Source organism: Bradyrhizobium sp. CCBAU 45389 (assembly GCF_028128625.1).
Classification (GTDB): domain Bacteria; phylum Pseudomonadota; class Alphaproteobacteria; order Rhizobiales; family Xanthobacteraceae; genus Bradyrhizobium; species Bradyrhizobium liaoningense_B.
In genome coordinates, this window is record NZ_LBIY01000087.1 from 88,864 (window position 1) to 107,131 (window position 18,268).

Sequence of the window (18,268 nt, forward strand, 5' to 3'; positions counted from 1 at the left end):
GCTAACCCACAAACGCTAATGGCGGATGAATCGGCGTTCCAGGAATGGCACACTGGCCGATGGTAAATGCCGGGCTAAGGAACCATGCCATGAGATCGCAGCAAACTCCGATCATTATCGGGCAGCGTTCGCAGGGCCGGCAAAGCGCGAGCGTGGTCACCATTTCGGTCGCGACTGCCGAGAGATGGCGGGCACGGCGCAAGGGCGCCTTTGCCCACCCTACGCCGATGATCCAACAGGAAGGCACATGATGTTTCGCAATCTCTTCGCCGCGCTCCTCGTCGCGGTCTCGATCAATGCCGCGCATGCAGCGCCGCGGTGGCTGAACCTGCCGCCGACGCCGACCTTGCCCAGGGCGGCACAGAGCGGCCTTGCGCCGGTCAACGGCATCAAGGTCTGGTACGCCGTGTACGGCCGCGGTGAGCCCGTGCTGTTGCTGCATGGCGGCCTCGCCAACGCCAATTACTGGGGCCACCAGGTCCGCGCGCTGCAACGGCACCATCAGGTCATCGTCATGGAGAGCCGCGGACACGGGCGCAGCAGCCGCAACCAGGAACCCTATGGCTACGATCTGATGGCCTCGGACGTGGTCGGACTGCTCGACCACCTCAAGATCAGGAAGGCGGCGATCGTCGGCTGGAGCGACGGCGCGATCATCGGCCTCGACATCGCCATGAAGCATCCGGAGCGGGTGCGCAAGCTGTTCGCGTTTGCGGCGAACTCGGATCCGTCGGGCGTTGCCGACATCGCCTCGAGCGAGGTCTTCAACTCCTACATCGCGCGGGCGGGCGAGGAGTACAAGCGCCTCTCGCCGACCCCGACGCAGTACAAGAGCTTCGTCGACGAGATCACCAAGATGTGGGAGAGCCAGCCGAAATGGACGGCCTCGGACCTCGCGGCGATCAAGGTGCCGACCTGGATCGTGGACGGCGACCACGACGAGGCGATCAAGCGCGAGAACACCGAGTTCATGGCGGCGAACATTCCGGGCGCCGGCCTCCTGATCCAGCCGCAGGTCAGCCACTTCTCGTTCCTGCAGGATCCCGAGCAGTTCAACGACGACGTGTTGCGTTTCCTGGGGCGCGGCGGAGCTGCGGCGAAGTGAGATATCGTAGGGTGGGCAAAGCGAAGCGTGCCCACCACGTCCGTCGTGATTGCGAGAGAGCGTGGGCACGGCGCAAGGGCGCCTTTGCCCACCCTGGCTCGCAATGACGGAGTTTGCGGCGATGGCGCGCCCCACTCTCGTGTCCCGGACGCGCTGCAACGCGTTAGCGTTGCTGCGCAGAGCCGGGACCCAGGAGGCGACACGGGAGACGCCGAGACGTGGGCCCCGGCTCTGCAACGCACCACGTCGCAAGGGCGACGCGCTGCGCTGCGTCCGGGGCACGCGAGCTGAGGTTCAAGCCAACAAAAAAACGCGGCGTTGCCGCCGCGTTTTTCGATTTCATCTGCCGCTTCCCGATCAGGCCTGCGGCTGCGGCTCCAGGCCGGGATCCGGATCGGGCCGTGGGCGCGACTTGCCGGCCGGGGGCACAGCGGAGGCACGCGGGGTGGTGGGCTCGAGCACGGACTCGCGGTTCGGCTTCTTGCCCTTGAGCAGGTCGACGATCTCGTCGCCGGAGAGCGTTTCGAACTCCAGGAGACCCTTTGCCAGGGCTTCGAGGTCGGCGTGCTTCTCGGTGAGGATGCGGGTCGCTTCCTTGTAGCCTTCCTCGACCAGTCGACGGATCTCGGAGTCGATCTTCTGCACGGTCGCTTCAGACGCGTTCTGCGTACGCGAGACCGACATGCCGAGGAACACCTCGTCCTGGTTCTCGCCATACGAGACCGTGCCGAGCTCTTCCGACAGGCCCCAGCGCGTCACCATCATGCGGGCAAGGCGCGTGGCCTGCTCGATGTCGGACGCCGCACCCGAGGTCACCTTCTCGCGGCCGAAGATCAGCTCTTCGGCGACGCGGCCGCCCATCATGATGGCGAGGCGCGAGGTCATCTGCTCCAGCGACATCGACAGCTTGTCGCGCTCCGGCAGCTGCATGACCATGCCCAGCGCACGGCCGCGCGGGATGATGGTCGCCTTGTGGATCGGATCGGTCGCGGGCACGTTGAGGCCGACGATGGCGTGGCCGCCCTCGTGATAGGCCGTCAGGAGCTTCTCTTCCTCGGTCATGACGAGCGACTTGCGCTCGGCGCCCATCATCACCTTGTCCTTGGCTTCCTCGAACTCGGCCTGCGTCACCATCCGCTTGTTGCGGCGGGCGGCGGTGAGCGCAGCCTCGTTGACGAGGTTCATCAGGTCGGCGCCGGAGAAGCCCGGGGTGCCGCGCGCGATGGTCTTGAGGTTGATATCGGGCGCCAGCGGAACTTTACGGACATGCACCTTGAGGATCTGCTCGCGGCCGACGACGTCCGGATTGGGCACGACGACCTGGCGGTCGAAGCGGCCCGGACGCAGCAGCGCGGGATCGAGCACGTCGGGACGGTTGGTGGCGGCGATCAGGATCACGCCCTCGTTGGCCTCGAAGCCGTCCATCTCGACCAGCAGCTGGTTCAGCGTCTGCTCGCGCTCGTCATTGCCACCGCCGAGACCGGCGCCACGGTGACGACCGACGGCATCGATTTCGTCGATGAAGATGATGCAGGGCGCGTTCTTCTTGGCCTGCTCGAACATGTCGCGGACGCGGGATGCGCCGACGCCGACGAACATCTCGACGAAGTCCGAACCGGAGATGGTGAAGAACGGCACGTTGGCTTCGCCCGCGACCGCACGCGCGATCAGGGTCTTACCGGTGCCGGGGGGGCCGACCAGCAGCACGCCGCGCGGAATGCGGCCGCCGAGGCGCTGGAATTTGCCGGGGTCGCGGAGGAATTCGACGATCTCCTGCAGGTCCTGCTTGGCCTCGTCCACGCCGGCGACGTCCTCGAAGGTGACGCGGCCATGCGCTTCGGTCAGCATTTTTGCGCGCGACTTGCCAAAACCCATGGCCTTGCCCGCACCGCCCTGCATCTGGCGCGACAGGAAGATCCAGACGCCGATCAGCGCGATGAAGGGCAGCCAGGAGACCAGCAGCGAGACGAACCAGGGCACGTTGTCGCCCGGCGGCTTCGCGGTGATCTGGACCTTGCTGTCATAGAGGCGCTTCACCAGCGTCGGGTCGTTCGGCGCATAGGTCTGGAAGCTGGAGCCGTTGGTGAAGGTGCCGTGGATATCCGGGCCCTGGATCACGACGTCGCGCACATTGCCGCGGTCAACTTCGCTCAGGAGCTGGGAGAAGGCGATGTCCTGCGAGGAGGCGCGCTGACCCGGATTCTGGAAGAGCGTGAACAACGCCAACAGCAACAAGACAATGATGACCCAGAGGGCGAAGTTGCGCAGATTGGCGTTCATCGATCTTCCTTCGTGGTCGCGCGGATCGCGGCCCTGATCCTTCAGGAGTTACTCGACCCAGTTACTTCGGGCAATTCGAGGAAATCCCCAAGGAATCCTCATCGTTAGACGCATACAATTTAGGTGCCGACCCGGTCGCTGCCAAGGGAACGAGATGGGACTATTTAGCCCATCTTAGAGCGATTCCCGCTGAAATAATGGCGTCCGAAGCGGGGTTTTTCCTGCCTGGTTAAGGTGTCCTGACGGCGTGCAGCGGAGGCGGCCGGTGTCATGATCCGCCCTCTCCGCCCTTCAAGTCCCCTTTTGGGACCGCCGCGCCGGCGCAGGCGCGATGTGAATACGCCCGCCGGCAACGCTGATCAAGGCTCCCGCAAGGGTCTGCTTCAGGACCGGCCGGCCATTTGCGGCTGCGCGGCGGCCCATAGCCAGGGCCTGATCGAGCACGGACAACAAAGTTTCGACCTTGCCGAGTTCCGCCGGCCCTTCATGCCCGAGCGCATTGATCGCCCGCAGCAGGAGCCGCAGCCGGACCTCCTCCGGCAGGAGGGCAAATGCTTCGGCCTCGAAGCTGCGACCGCCTGCCTGCGGCGCATCGCCGCGCGCCCGCAACTGGAGGAAGCGCTCGGCGCCATCAACCAGCACCTCTACTGCCGCATTGGCGCGCGCCAGCCGGCCTGCGAGCCGCGCCAGGTTTCTGGCGTCACCGCCCTCGGCCGCGAGCTGCGGCAGCAGCGCGCGCAGCCGCGACCGGGTGAAGGCGGTGTCGCGGTTGGTGGGATCGTCGGCGAAGTCGATCTTGGCCCGTTTCAAGGTCGCCACGAGCTGCGACTTCGGGATGTCGAGCAGCGGACGCGCCAGCACGATGCCGTCGCGTTCCGTCAGCTGTGCCATCGCCGACAGTCCCGCAAGCCCGCTGCCGCGAAGCATACGCATCAACAGCGTCTCGGCCTGGTCGTCGCGGGTATGGGCGGTCAGGACATGGCTTGCCCCCGCCTTGCGCGCGGCCTGCGCGAGCAGACGGTAACGCGCCTCGCGCGCGGCCGCAGGCAGTCCTGTCTTCGGCTTGGCGCCGCGCCAGCGCAGGGTCCGGTGCGGCAGGCCGAGCTCGGCCGCGAGCCGCTTGACCGCGCGCGCCTCGCGCGCCGCCTCCGGCCGCAAGCCATGATCGACGGTGACGACGGTGAGACGCGGGCCGCGCGAAAGGCTGCGCTGCCAGCGGGCCGCGAGCCACATCAGCGCGACGGAATCGGGCCCGCCGGAGACCGCGAGCACCAGGGCCGGCGCGTGCTTCAGGTCAGCGAAGAGCTGCTTCGCCGCGCGCGCCGAGATCGGTGAATTGTCGTCGTCTGACATGACGCTGCAATCGTCCGCGGATGGATCGACTGTTTAGCGCAATGCCATCCGCTTTGTCAGCGATCGCTCTTGTTTGAGCATGATCTTTTCGGAAAACCGCTGCACACTTTGCGCTAACGCGGCCCTTCGGGTCCGGATCATGCTCTAGCACTTCACCCGCTTCTGCTCGCGGTCGACAGCGGCTTTGACGCCGGCGGAAGCGCGCGGATATTTGCGGCCGATCTCGCCGAAGGCGGCGCAGGCGGCCTCCTTCTCCTTCAGCGCGGCGAGCGACTGGCCGAGCCGCAGCAGCGCATCCGGCGCCTTGGCCGACTTGTCGTATTTGGTGGTGACGGCGAGAAAGGCTTCGGCGGAATCGCGATATTGCTGGCGCTGGAAATAGCTCTCGCCGAGCCAGTATTGCGCGTCGCCGAGCAGCGGGTCGTTCGGATATTTCTGCGCGAAGTTCTTCATGGTCTGCTCGGCCAGCGCATAGTCCTTGCGCTGCATGTAGCCGATGCCGAGGTCGAACTCGTCGCGCGGCGTCGCCGAGGGCGGCAGCGTCGCAAGGCCCGTTCCGCCACCCTGCGCCGGATTGCCCTGCTGGGCCGGCGGATAGCCGGGCTGGGCCGCGGGCGGCACGCCTTGCTGATAGCGCGGGCTGGTGTTGGCGAGATCGAGCGGCTCGCCGGCGTTGCGGCCGCCGGGCGCGCCGGCTCCCGCCGGCATCGGCTGCTGTCCGCCGCCGAGGGCGCGCGGCGCCCCGGGCGCGTTCGGATTCTGGTTCGGATCGAAGGCATCGCCGCGGCGGCGCGTCCCGGGGGCGCCGGGCGCCGGCTGCTCCTGAACGATCGGCGGGGGAGAAGCGATCTGCGGCTGCTCGTAATTCGGCTGCACGGCCTGCTGCTGCTGGCGATAGGCCGGCGCGGCTTGCGCGGGCGGCATGGCAGTGACATTCGGCTGCACCGGCACCTGACCGGGCGCGGCTTGCGCGCCGCCCTCGAGCGCCCGCAGGCGCTCCTCGAGCTGCCGGTTGCGGTATTGCAGTTCCTCGTTCTGGCCGGTCAGCTGGCGCAGCTGGTTCTCCAGCCGCTCGATCCGCATCTCGGGATCATCATCCGTCTGGGCCAAGATCGATTGAGCCAGGACGGGCGCGCACAGGGAGAGCAGCGCGGCGGTCGCCACGGTGCCGGTAAGAACCTTAAATCTAGATGACATCTTGCCCTGACGACGAAAGCGAAATGGCCTGCGACGGAACATGCGACGCGCCACACATTGAAGTGGAGTACGCCAAAAATGTGACTGCTACAAACCGGTTTCTGTCACAGATCGCTGAAACGAAACCGGCGCCCGTGAGGGGCGCCGGCATGATCGTTTTCTGAAGATGAACGGCGCCTGACTGAAAGCGTCAGGAGCTCGCGTTCAGCACGGTGACGGCGCGACGGTTCTGCGACCAGCAGGAGATGTCGTTACAGACGGCCACCGGCCGCTCCTTGCCGTAGGAGATCGTGCGCATGCGGTTCGGATCGATGCCGCGCGAGGCGAGGAACGAACGCACCGACTGGGCGCGGCGCGCGCCGAGCGCGATGTTGTATTCGCGGGTGCCGCGCTCGTCGGCATGACCTTCGATGGTGAAGGAGTAGCGCGGATAGCTCTGCAGCCACTGCGCCTGCTTCTCGAGGGTGACGATCGCCTGCGGGGTCAGATCGGTCTGGTCGCTTTCGAAGAACACGCGGTCGCCCACGTTCACGACGAAGTCCTGCTGGCTGCCGGGCGTTGCCGCATTGGCCATCGCATCCGTCGCAGCATTCTTGTTGGCGCAGGCGCCCATCGACAGCGCGACGGCAAGCACCGCGGCCAGCTTCAATCCCTGGAGGATACGCATAGGATGTTTCATTCCGGAGCCTCCACGCTCACGTTAGTCCACTGCTGTCCGGTCTACAGGGGGTTGGTTAAGCGAACGTTCCGTCAACCTTGACGGAACCTTGCGTCAGCCGGTCAAATGCCCCCAACCAGCGAAAAGCAACCGTCATGGTTAATGGGTTGTAAATGTGGCGCGAGGGTGAAGGCAAGCCGCGTTAACCGGCAAAATCACTGGCTTTGCTTGAATTTTGGGCCTGAGGCCCGGAGTTTGCCGGCGTGCCTTCAGTCAGGCGTGCTGGCGGTGTCAGGCGTGAACGGCGTCCGCCACCAGCACCCGCCGCTGCGGGACCTGGCGCTGGCCGCCGCGCCCGAACAGCATCCGCCGCTCGAAGGCGGTGGAGCGCATGATCGGATAGCGCTCGAACACCTTCTTGCGGAAGGTCGGGAAGTCCGCCGCCATCAGTCCGAACGGCTTGGTGAGGCCGGGGACCAGCCTCGGCTCGGCGATGGTCTCGTGCAGGAACACCCGCCGGTAGAAGGCCTGGTGCTCCGGGCGCACGATCGCAAGGCCGAGATCGGCATGGAAATGCTCGCAGGCCATGTAGGCGAGCCGGGTCGTCAGATAGGGCAATTCCGGGACGCGCTTGACCTGATCAGGATCGGCAACGAAGCGGGTCGGGTCGATCATGATCTCGCCGCGATCGAGCCGCGGCAGCAGGATATCGGGAAAGACATCGGCCGAGGTCGACTGGCGCCATTCCGAGTTCAGCACGCTGATGCGCACCGAGCTGCAGAGCTTGCCCCGGAGATAGACGCCGAAGGTCCACGCGTTCGGCAATTCGTCATACTGGTCGGTGACGCGCGCGTCCGGAGATTCCTTGACGGCGCCTTCGCGTAAGTAGGCGCGATAGCGGAGATTGTAGATCTCCTCCTTCTCCGCGGCCGTTTCCGCAAGATGATAGTCGACGTCGGTCAGGAGCTCGGCACCCCGTCCAACAGCCGAAATGATCGCTCTGGCTGAGGACTGCATTCGAACTCCTTACCCACCACCGCTCATCGCAATTCGCGCGGGACAACTTCCACGCGCGTGATGATTTATTAACAGCTTCTTAACAACGAAGCAAAGCAATCGAAGTGTTAGGGTTAACCCCCCGTAGCACTACGGTACCTGGCAACAGTCTGAAACGACGGGAGATTTCGGGAAGCGGGAATCAGGCGAAGGAGCGCGAGCCCACGACCTGGAGTAGGCTCTCGCCACGCCGCCCATGCGAGGCGTTGAGGAGCTGGCGCATCCGCACGGCGGGCACCGGACGGCTGAACAGATAGCCTTGCGCCTCGGACACGGTGCCGTCGGCGCTGATCAGCTCGAGCTGCTCGTTGGTCTCGATGCCCTCGACCACGACCGCCATGCCGAGGTCGGCCGACAGGCGTGCCACGCCGCGGAGCAGCGTCAGCGGCCGGTCGGTGTCGATGCCTTCCAGGAAGGAGCGGTCGATCTTCACCTTCTGCATCGGGAAATTGTGCAGGTAGCTGAGGCTCGAATAGCCGGTGCCGAAATCGTCGAGCGAGATGCGCACGCCGAGCGCATGCAGCTGCGACAGGATATCGTGGGTCAGCTGGGTGTTGCGCAGCAGCGAGGACTCGGTGATCTCGATCTCGAGGCGATGCGCCGGAAGCCCCGAGACTTCCAGCGCGTAGCGGATCTCGCTCAGCACGTCGCGCTGGTGGAATTGCTGCGGCGAGAAGTTGACGGCGACGCTGACGCCCTCCGGCCACTTCATGCATTCCATGCAGGCGCGGCGCAGGATCCAGCGGCCGAGATCGACGATCAGGCCCATGTCCTCGGCGACCGGAATGATGTCGACCGGCGAAACCGTGCCGCGCACCGGATGATTCCAGCGCAGCAGCGCCTCGCAGGTCGTGATCTTGCCGGACTTCAGATTGACCAGCGGCTGGTAGAACAGCTCGAACTCCTCGTTGGCGAGCGCCTTGCGCAGATCGAGCTCGAGGATGCGGCGCGCCTCGACGGTCGCCGCCATCTCGTCGCGGAAGAAGCAGAAGGTGCCGCGGCCGTCGGCCTTGGCGCGGTACAGCGCCATGTCGGCGTTCTTGAGCAGGGTGTCGGCGCTGACCTTGCCGTCGGGCGAGGTCAGCGCGATGCCGACGCTGGCGCCGATCTCGACCAGGTGATTGTCGATGCGGTAGCGCTCGCTGAGCCGCTCGACGATGCGGCGGGCGAGGCTCGCGGCGTCCTCGGCCGAGGAGATGTTCTGCTGGAACACGACGAACTCGTCGCCGCCGAAGCGGGCGACGAAATCTTCCGGGCGCAGCATCTCGCGCAGGCGGTTGGCAACCGCGCACAGGAGCTGGTCGCCGCAGGGGTGGCCGAGCGTGTCGTTGACCTGCTTGAACTGGTCGAGGTCGACGAACAACAGCGCCGAGAGCCGTTCGGCGTGGTGCGCGTTGGCCAGCAGGCGCTCGATCTCGTCGCGGAAGGAGACGCGGTTGGGCAGCGCGGTGAGCTCGTCATAGCGGGCGAGATGGCTGATGCGGGCTTCGGCGTTGGTGCGTTCGGTGATGTCTTCGAGCAGCAGCACGGTGCCGCCGCCGGTCATCGGCTGGAACGTCCAGGCCAGGGTGCGGCCGCGCGAGGGATCCGGATCGGCGGTGACGATCTCGCAGATCCGCGCATGCGCGATCTCAGCCAGGATCTGGTTGCCGCTCTCCGCCGAGATGGAGCCCGCGGCGATGCAGGCCGACACGATGTCGGCCGCGGTGGCGCCGCGCTTGACCAGGTCCTCCGGCAGGTCCATCAGCTGGCCGAAGCGATGGTTCATCACCGCAAGGCGCCCGTCGGCGCGAAACATGCACAGGCCGTGCGGCATGTTGTTGAGCGCGGTGTCGAACTGGCTCGCCAGCGCGGATTCGCGGAAGCTCGAGGTCAGCGCCTTGACGAAGATCGCATGCAGGCTGAGGTTGATGTTCTTCAAGCCGATGAAGAAGAACATCAGCAGGATCGCAAGGCCGACGTGGTAGGGGCCGCCGTGCAGCAGCAGCGCGAGCGACATCGGACCGCAGGCGAGCGCGACGTGCCACTGGATCACCCGGGGCTGGCCGTAATTGCGGGCGGCGCCGCCGGCGGTGTAGCCGATGCCGATGGCGACAGCGAGCATGTCGGCCACCGGATCCTCGTTGTTGTAGATGACGACGAAGGCCCAGATGCCGAGTACCGCCGCATAGCTGAGCGCGCCGATCCAGTAGCGCGGCTCCAGATGCTTGGCTTCCTCGAACGACAGTGGGTGCGCACGGTTCTCGTATCCGCGCATCTGGAACGCGCGCGCGGTACCGATGGCGATCAGCAGAAATGCGAGCGGCCACAGCAAGACGTCGCCGGTCTTCAGCGCAGTCATGACCGCGGCCACGGCGGCGGAGGCCGAGCCGAGGAAAATCGCCCAGAAATTCTGCACCATAGAGTTGATGAGAGCGGCGTAGAGTATCGGCTCCAGCTCGTCTCGATCGCTCTGCTTCTGGTCGGCCAGCTGCATTGGCTAATTACGCATCCTGTTTAGAGCGTACTTTTACCCAACCCAGGTGAAGCCTTTCTGAGGGAACATCGTTAAAGTCGAGTTGTTTTTCGGCAATTGCGAACCCGATTCTGCTGAAATATCAAGCAACTAGGCAAGCGTTGCCGGGCACAAGGTGAAGGAAAGCTTGCTTTCCCCACCGAACGCGAAAAAATCGGCGCGTTTTTTCGATAACATCGCGCGTCTGAACACGCGGTCTATTGACCGGCCGTCGAGGACAATAGCGGCGACCACGCCGGGTCGGAGGCGAAGCCCGGCGTCGGCACCTTCAGCTCGTTGCGGCCGGAGATGTCGACGGAGTACAGCGACGGTCCGCCATTGCCACCGGGATCGCGGAAGAACATCAGCACACGGCCGTTGGGCGAGAAGGTCGGGCCCTCGTTGTGGAAGCCGGAGGTGAGCAGACGCTCGCCGCTGCCATCAGGCTTCATCACGCCGATCGAGAACTGTCCGCCGCCTTGCCTGGTGAAGGCGATGTAATCGCCCTTCGGCGACCACACCGGTGTCGAATAGCTGGCGTTGGTGTCGTCCTTGGAGAAGGAGATGCGCTGCGCCTGTCCTCCGCCCGCCGCCATCACATAGATCTGCGACCGGCCACCGCGATCGGACTCGAAGCAGATGCGGGTGCCGTCAGGCGAGTAGGACGGAGACGTGTCGATCGCCGGCGTGTCGGTGAGGCGCGTGGTCGAGCGCGAGCGCAGATCCATCACGAACAGGTTGGAATTGCCGCCCTGCTGCAGGCTCATGATCACGCGCTGGCCGTCCGGCGAGAAGCGCGGCGCGAAGGTCATGCCCGGGAAGTTGCCGACGATCTCGCGCTGGCCGGTCTCGATGTTGAAGAGATAGACCTTCGGATCGCCCTGGCCGAACTCCATGTAGGTGATCTCTTGCGAGTTCGGCGAGAAGCGCGGCGTCAGCACGAGGTCGGAGCCGCGGGTCAGATAGCGCACATTGGCGCCGTCCTGGTCCATCATCGCGAGCCGCTTGACGCGGCGCTCCTTCGGCCCGGTCTCGTCGACGAACACGACGCGGCTGTCGAAATAGCCCTTTTCGCCGGTCATGCGCTCGTAGATCTGGTCGGAGATGATGTGGGCGATGCGGCGCCAATATTCCGGCGAGGTGAAATATTGCTGTCCCGCGAGCTGCTGGCCGGTGACGACGTCCCACAGGCGGAATTCGGCCTTGAGCCTGCCGTCCTGTTGCCGCGTCATGCGGCCGGTGACGACCGCCTGCGCGTTGATGGTCTTCCAGTTCTCGAATTGCGGCGCGGCGTCGATGTTGCTGATGCGCTCGATGAAGGCGGCCTGGTCGATCGGGGAAAACAGGCCCGAGCGCTTCAGATTGTTGGTGATGACCTGCGTGACGCCATTGCCGACGTCGCCGTCGGACGGCGAGCCCGGCACGAAGTTGGTGATCGCGATCGGAATAGGCCGAAATTCGGTGGGGTTGATTTCAAGCCGCTTTTGGGCCTGGGCGAAGGCGGGTCCGCCCCCAAGCATCGCCAGCGCCGATCCACCAATGGTCATGAAGCGGCGGCGGTTCATCGATCGGATGTCATTCATCGCAAAATTCTTTGGTTCGGATGTCACAGCATATCTTTCAGGCCGAAGCGCATCGGAATGGTTTTCCAAGTGTCATATTGTTGCTTTGGCAGGAACGAATAGGCCTGACATTGCACGATGGCGCGCTTGCCACTCTCCGCCACTGCCTGAGCGATCGACCGGGACGGTCCTTTCGCCGCAACGACAACCGGCTCGGATGCCAGCGTTCCATCGATCTTCATGTAGATATCGATGTCCGCTTCGTATTGATCGGCATCCTGTCCGTTATAGGTGGGCGTGAAGCAGCGTTTGACCGCCGACATGAACGCACCTTGCCAGGTCGCGACGTTGTTGGCGGCAGTCCCGGTCGTCGATCCCAGCGAAGCCGACGCATTCAAAGTCGAGCCGGCGAGCTCGTGTCGGGTCGTGGCACGCTTGTCGAGATCGCGCTGGATCTGCGCGGGATCGAAGGTGCGCTCCTTCGGCTTCGGCTGCTGCTGCGGCTGCACCGCCGCGACCTTCTGCTCGACCGGCTTCGGCGGCGGCTTCTTGGTGTCCAGCTTCTTCTGGAGTTCGGCGATCGGATCTTCCTTGGCCGGATCAGGCTTCTTTTCCTGCGGCTTCGGCTCTTCCTTCGGCTTGGCCTCGGCGACGGGCTTCGGCGGCTCGGGCTTCTTCTCGACCGGCTTCTCGACGGGCTTCGGCGGCGGCTCCGGCTGCGAGTTGGTCTTGATCAGCTCTTTCTTCTCGGTGACCTTGCCGACGGCGTCTTCCTCGGGCTTGGCCTCGGCGATCTTCTCGACCTTGGGCTTGGGCTGTTTCTTGTCGCCGGTCTTCTGCCCCGCCATCATCTGCGCGAGCTGATCGGTGGAGATGATGTCGACCGGAAGCGACTCCTCCGGCGCGATGTAGGCCTTGCTGCTAAAGGTGACGAGGCCCCATCCAAGCACGAGGACGTGGAGGGCAATCGACGCAACGAGTGTCTTGTCGACGTTCACCTTCACCGGCTTAGGACCCCTGATCCGCTTCCGTGACGAGGGCGAGCTTCTTGAATCCGGCGCCCGACAGCAGGCCCATCACCTTGGCCACCGTGCCGTAATCCGCCTTCTTGTCGGCGCGCAGATAGATGCGTTCCTCGAGCCCGCCGCGGGCATCCGTGATCGCTTTCAGCTTCGGCACCAGTTCGTTGATCGCGACCTCGGCGTCGTTGATGAAGACCTTGCCTTTGATGTCGACCGACATCTGCAGCGGCTTCTGGTCGTTGTTCTCGAGGCTCTTGGCCGCGGTCTGCGGCAGGTCGAGCGGCACGCCGACCGTCAGCATCGGCGCCGACACCATGAAGATGATGAGCAGCACCAGCATCACGTCGACCATCGGCGTGACGTTGATCTCGGCCACGACGGGCTTGCGCCGGCCACGGCGCCCGCCGCCTCCGGACGAACTCGCAACGTTCATGGCCATGATCGCGTGCCCAAATTGCCCTTCACACTATACATTCCGTCCGTCAGCCCCGCTCGTCGATCTGACGGGACAGAATGGCTGAAAATTCATCAGCGAAGCCCTCGAGCCGCTGGGCCTGCCGGTTCACCTCGGAGGTGAACTTATTGTAGAAAATAGTGGCAGGAATGGCGGCGATAAGGCCGACGGCGGTCGCAAACAACGCCTCGGCGATGCCGGGGGCGACCACCGCCAGGGAGGTATTTTTCGACGCCGCGATCGACTGGAAGCTCGACATGATGCCCCAGACCGTGCCGAACAGGCCGACGAAGGGGCCGGCGGAGCCGACGGTGGCGAGCACCAAAAGGCGGCGTTCCAGCCGCTCCACCTCGCGCGCGATCGAGACGTTCATGACCTTGTCGATGCGCATCTGCAGGCCCGCGACCGAGCGGGCGTGGCTTTCGAACGAGCGCTTCCACTCGCGCATCGCCGCCACGAAGCAGGCCGCCATGGAATGCGTCGGCTTGGCCGAAAGGGTGCGATAGAGCTCCTCGATCGACTCGCCGGACCAGAAGGCCTGCTCGAAACGGTCCATCGAGCGGCGGGTGCGGGCGAACAGGAAGATCTTGTCGATGGCGATCGCCCAGACCCAGACCGAGCAGGACAGAAGTCCCAGCATCACCGCTTTCACGATCCAGTGAGCCTGCCAGAACAGCGCAATCAGCGACACGTCCGCGGAAGCGGCAACCGGAAGGGCTGACTGAGCCACGTCGGCCGGATTCATAAGCAGTATCCTCTCAAGGCGATCTCTAAACCTCATGTCCCGGCCAGCAAATGACCGCCGGTTCCCCAACCGCCGCGCCAACCGCGCAGCCGGCAAGCCCGCTCAAAGCCTTGTCTTTCTTGGGGTGCAGGGCTCGTCCAAAGCCAGCCGCCTGCATTCCCTGCCAAGATGTCAAAACTAAGGGCCTTGACCCCAGCCTTGACCTTCGGGCTCCGGGCACGCCTGTCCACACTTACCAGAGCCCGCCGATGGTTAATGCGGGGTTACCGGCGGCGCAATTGGCTGCGGGAAAGGCAGGCGGCCCAGGGGGATGGCCGGCGCGCAGGTACGGGGCAGTCGGCCGCAGGGCCCGGGCTCCACCAACCATGCCCCCCGAGGAACCAGCCCTCGCCCCCAAAATTGTCCCGAAAATCACTTTCAGCGAGGCATTGCCATGAGCATCAACCCCAAGACGACGGCCGCCATTGGCGACCATCCGCTCCACCCCATGATCATCCCGTTCCCCGTGGCGTTTCTGGTCGGCGTGCCCATCGCCGATCTGGCCTTTATTGGAACCGGCGACGGTTTCTGGGCCAGGGCCGCCATGTGGCTGATCGGCGCCGGCATCGTCATGGCGCTGGTTGCCGCCACGGCCGGCTTTACCGATTTCCTGAGCGAGCCCCGGATCCGCCGTCTCAATGATGCCTGGTACCACATGGTCGGCAATCTTGCGGCCGTCGTGCTGGCGCTGGTCAATTTGTATCTGCGCTATGCGCAAGGCAGCGAGGCCGCGATCAAGCCCTGGGGCGTGGTGCTGTCGCTGATCGTCGTCGGCATCCTGCTGTTCACGGGATGGAAGGGCTGGGCGATGGTCTATCGCCATCACGTCGCAGTGCTGGACGCTCCGGGCCAGACCAGCTCGGAGCCGGTCACGCCTCAACATGGCGGCGAGAGCCACCGCCGCGCCGCCTGAAGGCGTGATGTCGCCCGCTGATCGGGCTCGGGGCAGCTGGTCAATTGCGCGGGCGTTGCCGGAGGTGGAAGCTGCCAGCTCCGAGCAAGGCCGGTTCCCTCCCCCTTCGCGAGCGAGGGTTGGCGAGAGCGATGCAACACGGGGGTTCGCCCCATAAGGCGCCTCAAAGCGCAACGACGGACGCACCATTCCCTGGGCCACCCCTCTCCCCCGCCCTCCTCGGGAGCGCAGTGTGGCCCGGGGCTGGCATCGCGCGTCGCCACATCCTCATGCTCCCTCGGCGGGCGCGAGCTGATAGGGTTCGTTCGCGGACAACAACGTGCCGATATCACCGGCCAGCCTGAGGACCCCCCCATGCCGAAACCCCAAACAAATGTGCGGTGGATGACCGCCGCGGTCGTATCGATCTGCCTCGTCATATTCGGCGCCGCACGCGCGGCATCGGTTGCGCCGGTCGCCGCGGAAAACGGCATGGTGGTGTCCGCGCAGCATCTGGCGACACAGGTGGGCGTGGAGGTGCTCAAGCGCGGCGGCAATGCCGTCGATGCTGCTGTGGCCGTCGGTTACGCCCTTGCCGTCGTCTATCCGGCGGCTGGCAATCTCGGCGGCGGCGGCTTCATGACGATTCAGCTCGCCGACGGCCGCAAGACCTTCCTCGATTTCCGCGAGACGGCCCCCAAGGGGGCGACGGCGAATATGTATCTCGACAAGGACGGCAACGTCATCAAGGGCATCTCGACCAAGGGGCATCTGGCCGTGGGCGTTCCGGGGTCCGTCTCGGGTATGGAATATGCGCGCGAAAAATACGGCACCATGAAGCGCGCCGACCTGCTCGCTCCCGCGATCCAGCTCGCCGAACAGGGATTTGTGCTCGACCAGGGCGACATCGACCTGCTGCGCACGGCGACCGACGATTTCAAGGACGATCCGGCATCCAGCGCCATCTTCCTGAGCAACGGCCAGCCATTCGGCGTGGGCGACAGGCTGGTGCAATCCGAGCTGGCGAAAACCCTGCGCGAGATCAGCAGCAAGGGCACCGACGGCTTCTACAAGGGCTGGGTCGGCGGCGCCATCGTGGCATCCAGCCAGGCCGGCAAAGGCCTGCTGACGCAGGACGACCTCGACGGCTACAAGACGCGCGAGCTCGCACCTGTCGAATGCGACTATCGCGGCTATCACGTGGTTTCCGCGCCGCCGCCGAGCTCGGGCGGCGTCATCATCTGCGAAATCCTGAATATCCTGGAAGGCTATCCGCTCAAGGAGCTGGGCTATCACTCCGCAGCTGCCATGCACGTGCAGATCGAAGCGATGCGGCACGCTTACGTGGACCGCAACAGCTATCTCGGCGATCCCGACTTCGTGAAGAATCCGCTCGACCGCCTGCTCGACAAGGCTTACGCGGCCAAGATTCGCGCCGTGATCGACCCGAACAAGGCCGGCGTCTCCAAGGACATCAAGCCGGGCGTCGCGCCGCACGAGGGCAGCAACACCACGCACTATTCAATCGCGGATAAGGATGGCAACGCCGTGTCCGTCACCTACACGCTGAACGACTGGTTCGGCGCCAAGGTCACGGCGGCAAAGACCGGCGTGCTGCTCAATGATGAAATGGATGACTTCACTGCCAAGGTTGGCGTTCCGAACCTGTATGGACTGGTGCAGGGCGAAGCCAACGCCATCGCGCCCGGCAAGCGGCCGCTCTCTTCGATGAGCCCGACCATCGTCAGCAAAGACGGCAAGCCGGTGATGGTGGTGGGCACGCCCGGCGGCAGCCGCATCATCACGGCCGTGCTGCAAACCATGATCAACGCCATCGACTACGGCATGAACGCGCAGGAAGCCGTCGACATGCCGCGCATCCACCAGCAGTGGCTGCCCGACCTGACCAATGTCGAGAACTACGCGCTGTCGCCGGACACGCAGAAGATTCTGGAGAGCATGGGCCACAAATTCGGCCCGCCGCAGCCGGCCAACCATCTGGCAGTCATCATCGTGGGCGCGCCGTCGCTTGGCGGCAAGCAGGTCGGCAACAACCGCTACTATGGCGCCAACGATCCCCGCCGCAACACGGGGCTAGCCGACGGGTATTGAGAGAACGCGTGGGTTGTCGGCAAAAGGAAGGCGAAGGCATCGACGATGCCTTCGCTGCTGATGAGGGCGGCACACAATGTCAGGGTTCCTGCCAGGCTGAATAAATCCCTATGCAGCCTGTGCCACCCGCGAGGGTTTGTTTCACCGGCCGATCGGCAACACACTCTATTGTCTTTGCCTGTAAGTCGGCGGACGATGCGGGAATGGGCCGCTGGTCAGACAACTGAAAATAGTTGCCGGCGAGTTGCCCGACGACCTTGTTCGGGAGATTCGCATGGAACAGATTCTGATCAACCTCGTCTCAGGCGCGCTTGGTGGAATTGGTGCGGGCAAGTCTTCGCCGACATTTGATCTCGGAATGGCCGGAAACGTCATTTCAGGCCTGGTCGGTGGCGGATTGCTCGGCCAGGTCATTACGTTGCTGCTTCCGTCCATCATGGCCGCAGCCCAATCTGGAAACTTGAGCGTTGGCGGCATCGTGTCACAAGTCGTCGCCGGCGGCGCCGGCGGGGCGATCCTCACTGCGATCGTCGGAGCCATCAAGAACAAGGCTGCCGCCTGATCGGTGAGGCAAGGGACAAGGCCTCACCACTTCTCCTTCGAGGTCCGCACGTCGAGCTCGAACGACCAGGCGCGTTCGGGCTGGCGGTAGAGAAAGGCGAAGGCATCGACGATGCCTTCGATGTCGATCAGGCTGTCCTCGCGGCCGGACGCGTCCGGAAAACGCGAGAAGATCTTGTCGCCGGCGATGGTGCCATCGACCACGACATGGCCGACATGGATGCCGTCACCCGCATATTCCTTGGCCATCGCCTGCGCCAGCGTGCGCAAGCCGGCCTTTGACGAGTTGAAGGCACCGTAGCCGGAGCGGCCGCGCAGCGAGGCGCTGGCGCCGGTGAAGAGCAGCGTGCCCATCTTCTTCGGCACCATGCGGCGGACCGCCTCGCGGCCGAACAGGAATCCGCCGAAGCACACGACGCGCCAGGCGTTTTCGAAATAGTCGGCGTCCATGTCGATGATCCTGCCGGGCGTGTTGTTGCCGGCATTGTAGATGGCGAGGTCGAGGTCTTCGCCGGCGACATCGAACAGGGCGACGATGTCGCGCTCGCTGGTCGCGTCCGCGACGATGGGCACCGCCGCGTCGCCCGCCTTGGTGATGCCGTCTGCAACGGCCTGCAGCGCGGAAAGCGTCCGGCCTGCGACGATCACCTTGAGCCCGTCGGCCGCAAAGCGCTTGCAGAGCCGGGCCCCGAGCCCGCGGTCCGGGCCGACGCCGATCACGATTGCCGTCTTCATGGG

At 64.8% G+C, this 18,268-nt stretch carries 15 protein-coding genes; 4 read left to right on the forward strand and 11 right to left on the reverse strand.

Features of this window, described 5'->3' with window-relative positions; all coding sequences use genetic code 11:
- Window positions 1-247: 247 nt before the first annotated feature.
- A complete protein-coding gene (locus XH79_RS17305) occupies window positions 248-1,105 on the forward strand; it encodes an alpha/beta fold hydrolase (protein WP_271582384.1) in 858 nt (285 codons plus the stop codon).
- 357 nt (window positions 1,106-1,462) lie between these two features.
- On the opposite strand, the gene ftsH is transcribed toward XH79_RS17305, so the two are convergent.
- The 10 genes from ftsH to tolQ all read right to left on the reverse strand — a co-directional run bounded on the left by ftsH (window position 1,463) and on the right by tolQ (window position 13,926).
- Entirely contained in the window at window positions 1,463-3,385 is a 1,923-nt protein-coding gene (ftsH, locus tag XH79_RS17310) for an ATP-dependent zinc metalloprotease FtsH (protein ID WP_018641582.1), read from the reverse strand.
- 291 nt (window positions 3,386-3,676) lie between these two features.
- Complete coding sequence (gene tilS, locus XH79_RS17315) at window positions 3,677-4,738, reverse strand: tRNA lysidine(34) synthetase TilS (protein ID WP_271582385.1); 1,062 nt, start codon at window positions 4,736-4,738, stop codon at window positions 3,677-3,679.
- 144 nt (window positions 4,739-4,882) lie between these two features.
- Window positions 4,883-5,935 carry a tol-pal system protein YbgF gene (ybgF, locus tag XH79_RS17320; protein ID WP_271582386.1) on the reverse strand — a complete coding sequence of 351 codons (1,053 nt, stop codon included), beginning with the start codon at window positions 5,933-5,935 and terminating at the stop codon, window positions 4,883-4,885.
- A 190-nt stretch (window positions 5,936-6,125) separates the two neighbouring features.
- On the reverse strand, window positions 6,126-6,614 hold the full coding sequence (gene pal, locus XH79_RS17325; RefSeq protein ID WP_024337630.1) for a peptidoglycan-associated lipoprotein Pal: 489 nt from the start codon (window positions 6,612-6,614) through the stop codon (window positions 6,126-6,128).
- A gap of 270 nt (window positions 6,615-6,884) precedes the next feature.
- A complete protein-coding gene (locus XH79_RS17330) occupies window positions 6,885-7,610 on the reverse strand; it encodes an N-acyl amino acid synthase FeeM domain-containing protein (RefSeq protein WP_271582387.1) in 726 nt (241 codons plus the stop codon).
- A gap of 181 nt (window positions 7,611-7,791) precedes the next feature.
- A complete protein-coding gene (locus XH79_RS17335; RefSeq protein WP_271582388.1) occupies window positions 7,792-10,125 on the reverse strand; it encodes a putative bifunctional diguanylate cyclase/phosphodiesterase in 2,334 nt (777 codons plus the stop codon).
- 236 nt (window positions 10,126-10,361) lie between these two features.
- On the reverse strand, window positions 10,362-11,726 hold the full coding sequence (gene tolB, locus XH79_RS17340; protein WP_271582389.1) for a Tol-Pal system beta propeller repeat protein TolB: 1,365 nt from the start codon (window positions 11,724-11,726) through the stop codon (window positions 10,362-10,364).
- A 23-nt stretch (window positions 11,727-11,749) separates the two neighbouring features.
- Window positions 11,750-12,709, reverse strand: coding sequence for a protein TolA (locus XH79_RS17345; RefSeq protein ID WP_271582390.1), 960 nt, complete (start codon window positions 12,707-12,709; stop codon window positions 11,750-11,752).
- A 4-nt stretch (window positions 12,710-12,713) separates the two neighbouring features.
- Window positions 12,714-13,166, reverse strand: coding sequence for a protein TolR (gene tolR, locus XH79_RS17350; RefSeq protein ID WP_271582391.1), 453 nt, complete (start codon window positions 13,164-13,166; stop codon window positions 12,714-12,716).
- A gap of 43 nt (window positions 13,167-13,209) precedes the next feature.
- Entirely contained in the window at window positions 13,210-13,926 is a 717-nt protein-coding gene (tolQ, locus tag XH79_RS17355) for a protein TolQ (protein ID WP_018641591.1), read from the reverse strand.
- Between the two features lie 433 nt (window positions 13,927-14,359).
- On the opposite strand from tolQ, the gene XH79_RS17360 reads away from it, so the two are divergent.
- The 3 genes from XH79_RS17360 to XH79_RS17370 all read left to right on the forward strand — a co-directional run bounded on the left by XH79_RS17360 (window position 14,360) and on the right by XH79_RS17370 (window position 17,531).
- Entirely contained in the window at window positions 14,360-14,878 is a 519-nt protein-coding gene (locus XH79_RS17360; protein WP_271582392.1) for a DUF2231 domain-containing protein, read from the forward strand.
- A 354-nt stretch (window positions 14,879-15,232) separates the two neighbouring features.
- Window positions 15,233-16,969, forward strand: coding sequence for a gamma-glutamyltransferase (gene ggt, locus XH79_RS17365; protein ID WP_212345027.1), 1,737 nt, complete (start codon window positions 15,233-15,235; stop codon window positions 16,967-16,969).
- 244 nt (window positions 16,970-17,213) lie between these two features.
- Window positions 17,214-17,531, forward strand: coding sequence for a hypothetical protein (locus tag XH79_RS17370; protein ID WP_271582393.1), 318 nt, complete (start codon window positions 17,214-17,216; stop codon window positions 17,529-17,531).
- A gap of 23 nt (window positions 17,532-17,554) precedes the next feature.
- On the opposite strand, the gene XH79_RS17375 is transcribed toward XH79_RS17370, so the two are convergent.
- A complete protein-coding gene (locus XH79_RS17375) occupies window positions 17,555-18,265 on the reverse strand; it encodes an SDR family NAD(P)-dependent oxidoreductase (RefSeq protein WP_271582394.1) in 711 nt (236 codons plus the stop codon).
- Window positions 18,266-18,268: the final 3 nt, after the last annotated feature.

Excerpts from the sequence above, each read along its gene's own strand:
- ggt (WP_212345027.1), top strand. The coding sequence starts at position 15,233 with ATGCCGAAACCCCAAACAAATGTGCGGTGGATGACCGCCGCGGTCGTA.
- tolB (WP_271582389.1), bottom strand. The coding sequence starts at position 11,726 with ATGAATGACATCCGATCGATGAACCGCCGCCGCTTCATGACCATTGGT.
- XH79_RS17360 (WP_271582392.1), top strand. The coding sequence starts at position 14,360 with ATGAGCATCAACCCCAAGACGACGGCCGCCATTGGCGACCATCCGCTC.
- ftsH (WP_018641582.1), bottom strand. The coding sequence starts at position 3,385 with ATGAACGCCAATCTGCGCAACTTCGCCCTCTGGGTCATCATTGTCTTG.
- ybgF (WP_271582386.1), bottom strand. The coding sequence starts at position 5,935 with ATGTCATCTAGATTTAAGGTTCTTACCGGCACCGTGGCGACCGCCGCG.
- tolQ (WP_018641591.1), bottom strand. The coding sequence starts at position 13,926 with ATGAATCCGGCCGACGTGGCTCAGTCAGCCCTTCCGGTTGCCGCTTCC.
- pal (WP_024337630.1), bottom strand. The coding sequence starts at position 6,614 with ATGAAACATCCTATGCGTATCCTCCAGGGATTGAAGCTGGCCGCGGTG.
- XH79_RS17305 (WP_271582384.1), top strand. The coding sequence starts at position 248 with ATGATGTTTCGCAATCTCTTCGCCGCGCTCCTCGTCGCGGTCTCGATC.
- tolR (WP_271582391.1), bottom strand. The coding sequence starts at position 13,166 with ATGGCCATGAACGTTGCGAGTTCGTCCGGAGGCGGCGGGCGCCGTGGC.
- XH79_RS17375 (WP_271582394.1), bottom strand. The coding sequence starts at position 18,265 with ATGAAGACGGCAATCGTGATCGGCGTCGGCCCGGACCGCGGGCTCGGG.
- XH79_RS17330 (WP_271582387.1), bottom strand. The coding sequence starts at position 7,610 with ATGCAGTCCTCAGCCAGAGCGATCATTTCGGCTGTTGGACGGGGTGCC.
- tilS (WP_271582385.1), bottom strand. The coding sequence starts at position 4,738 with ATGTCAGACGACGACAATTCACCGATCTCGGCGCGCGCGGCGAAGCAG.
- XH79_RS17335 (WP_271582388.1), bottom strand. The coding sequence starts at position 10,125 with ATGCAGCTGGCCGACCAGAAGCAGAGCGATCGAGACGAGCTGGAGCCG.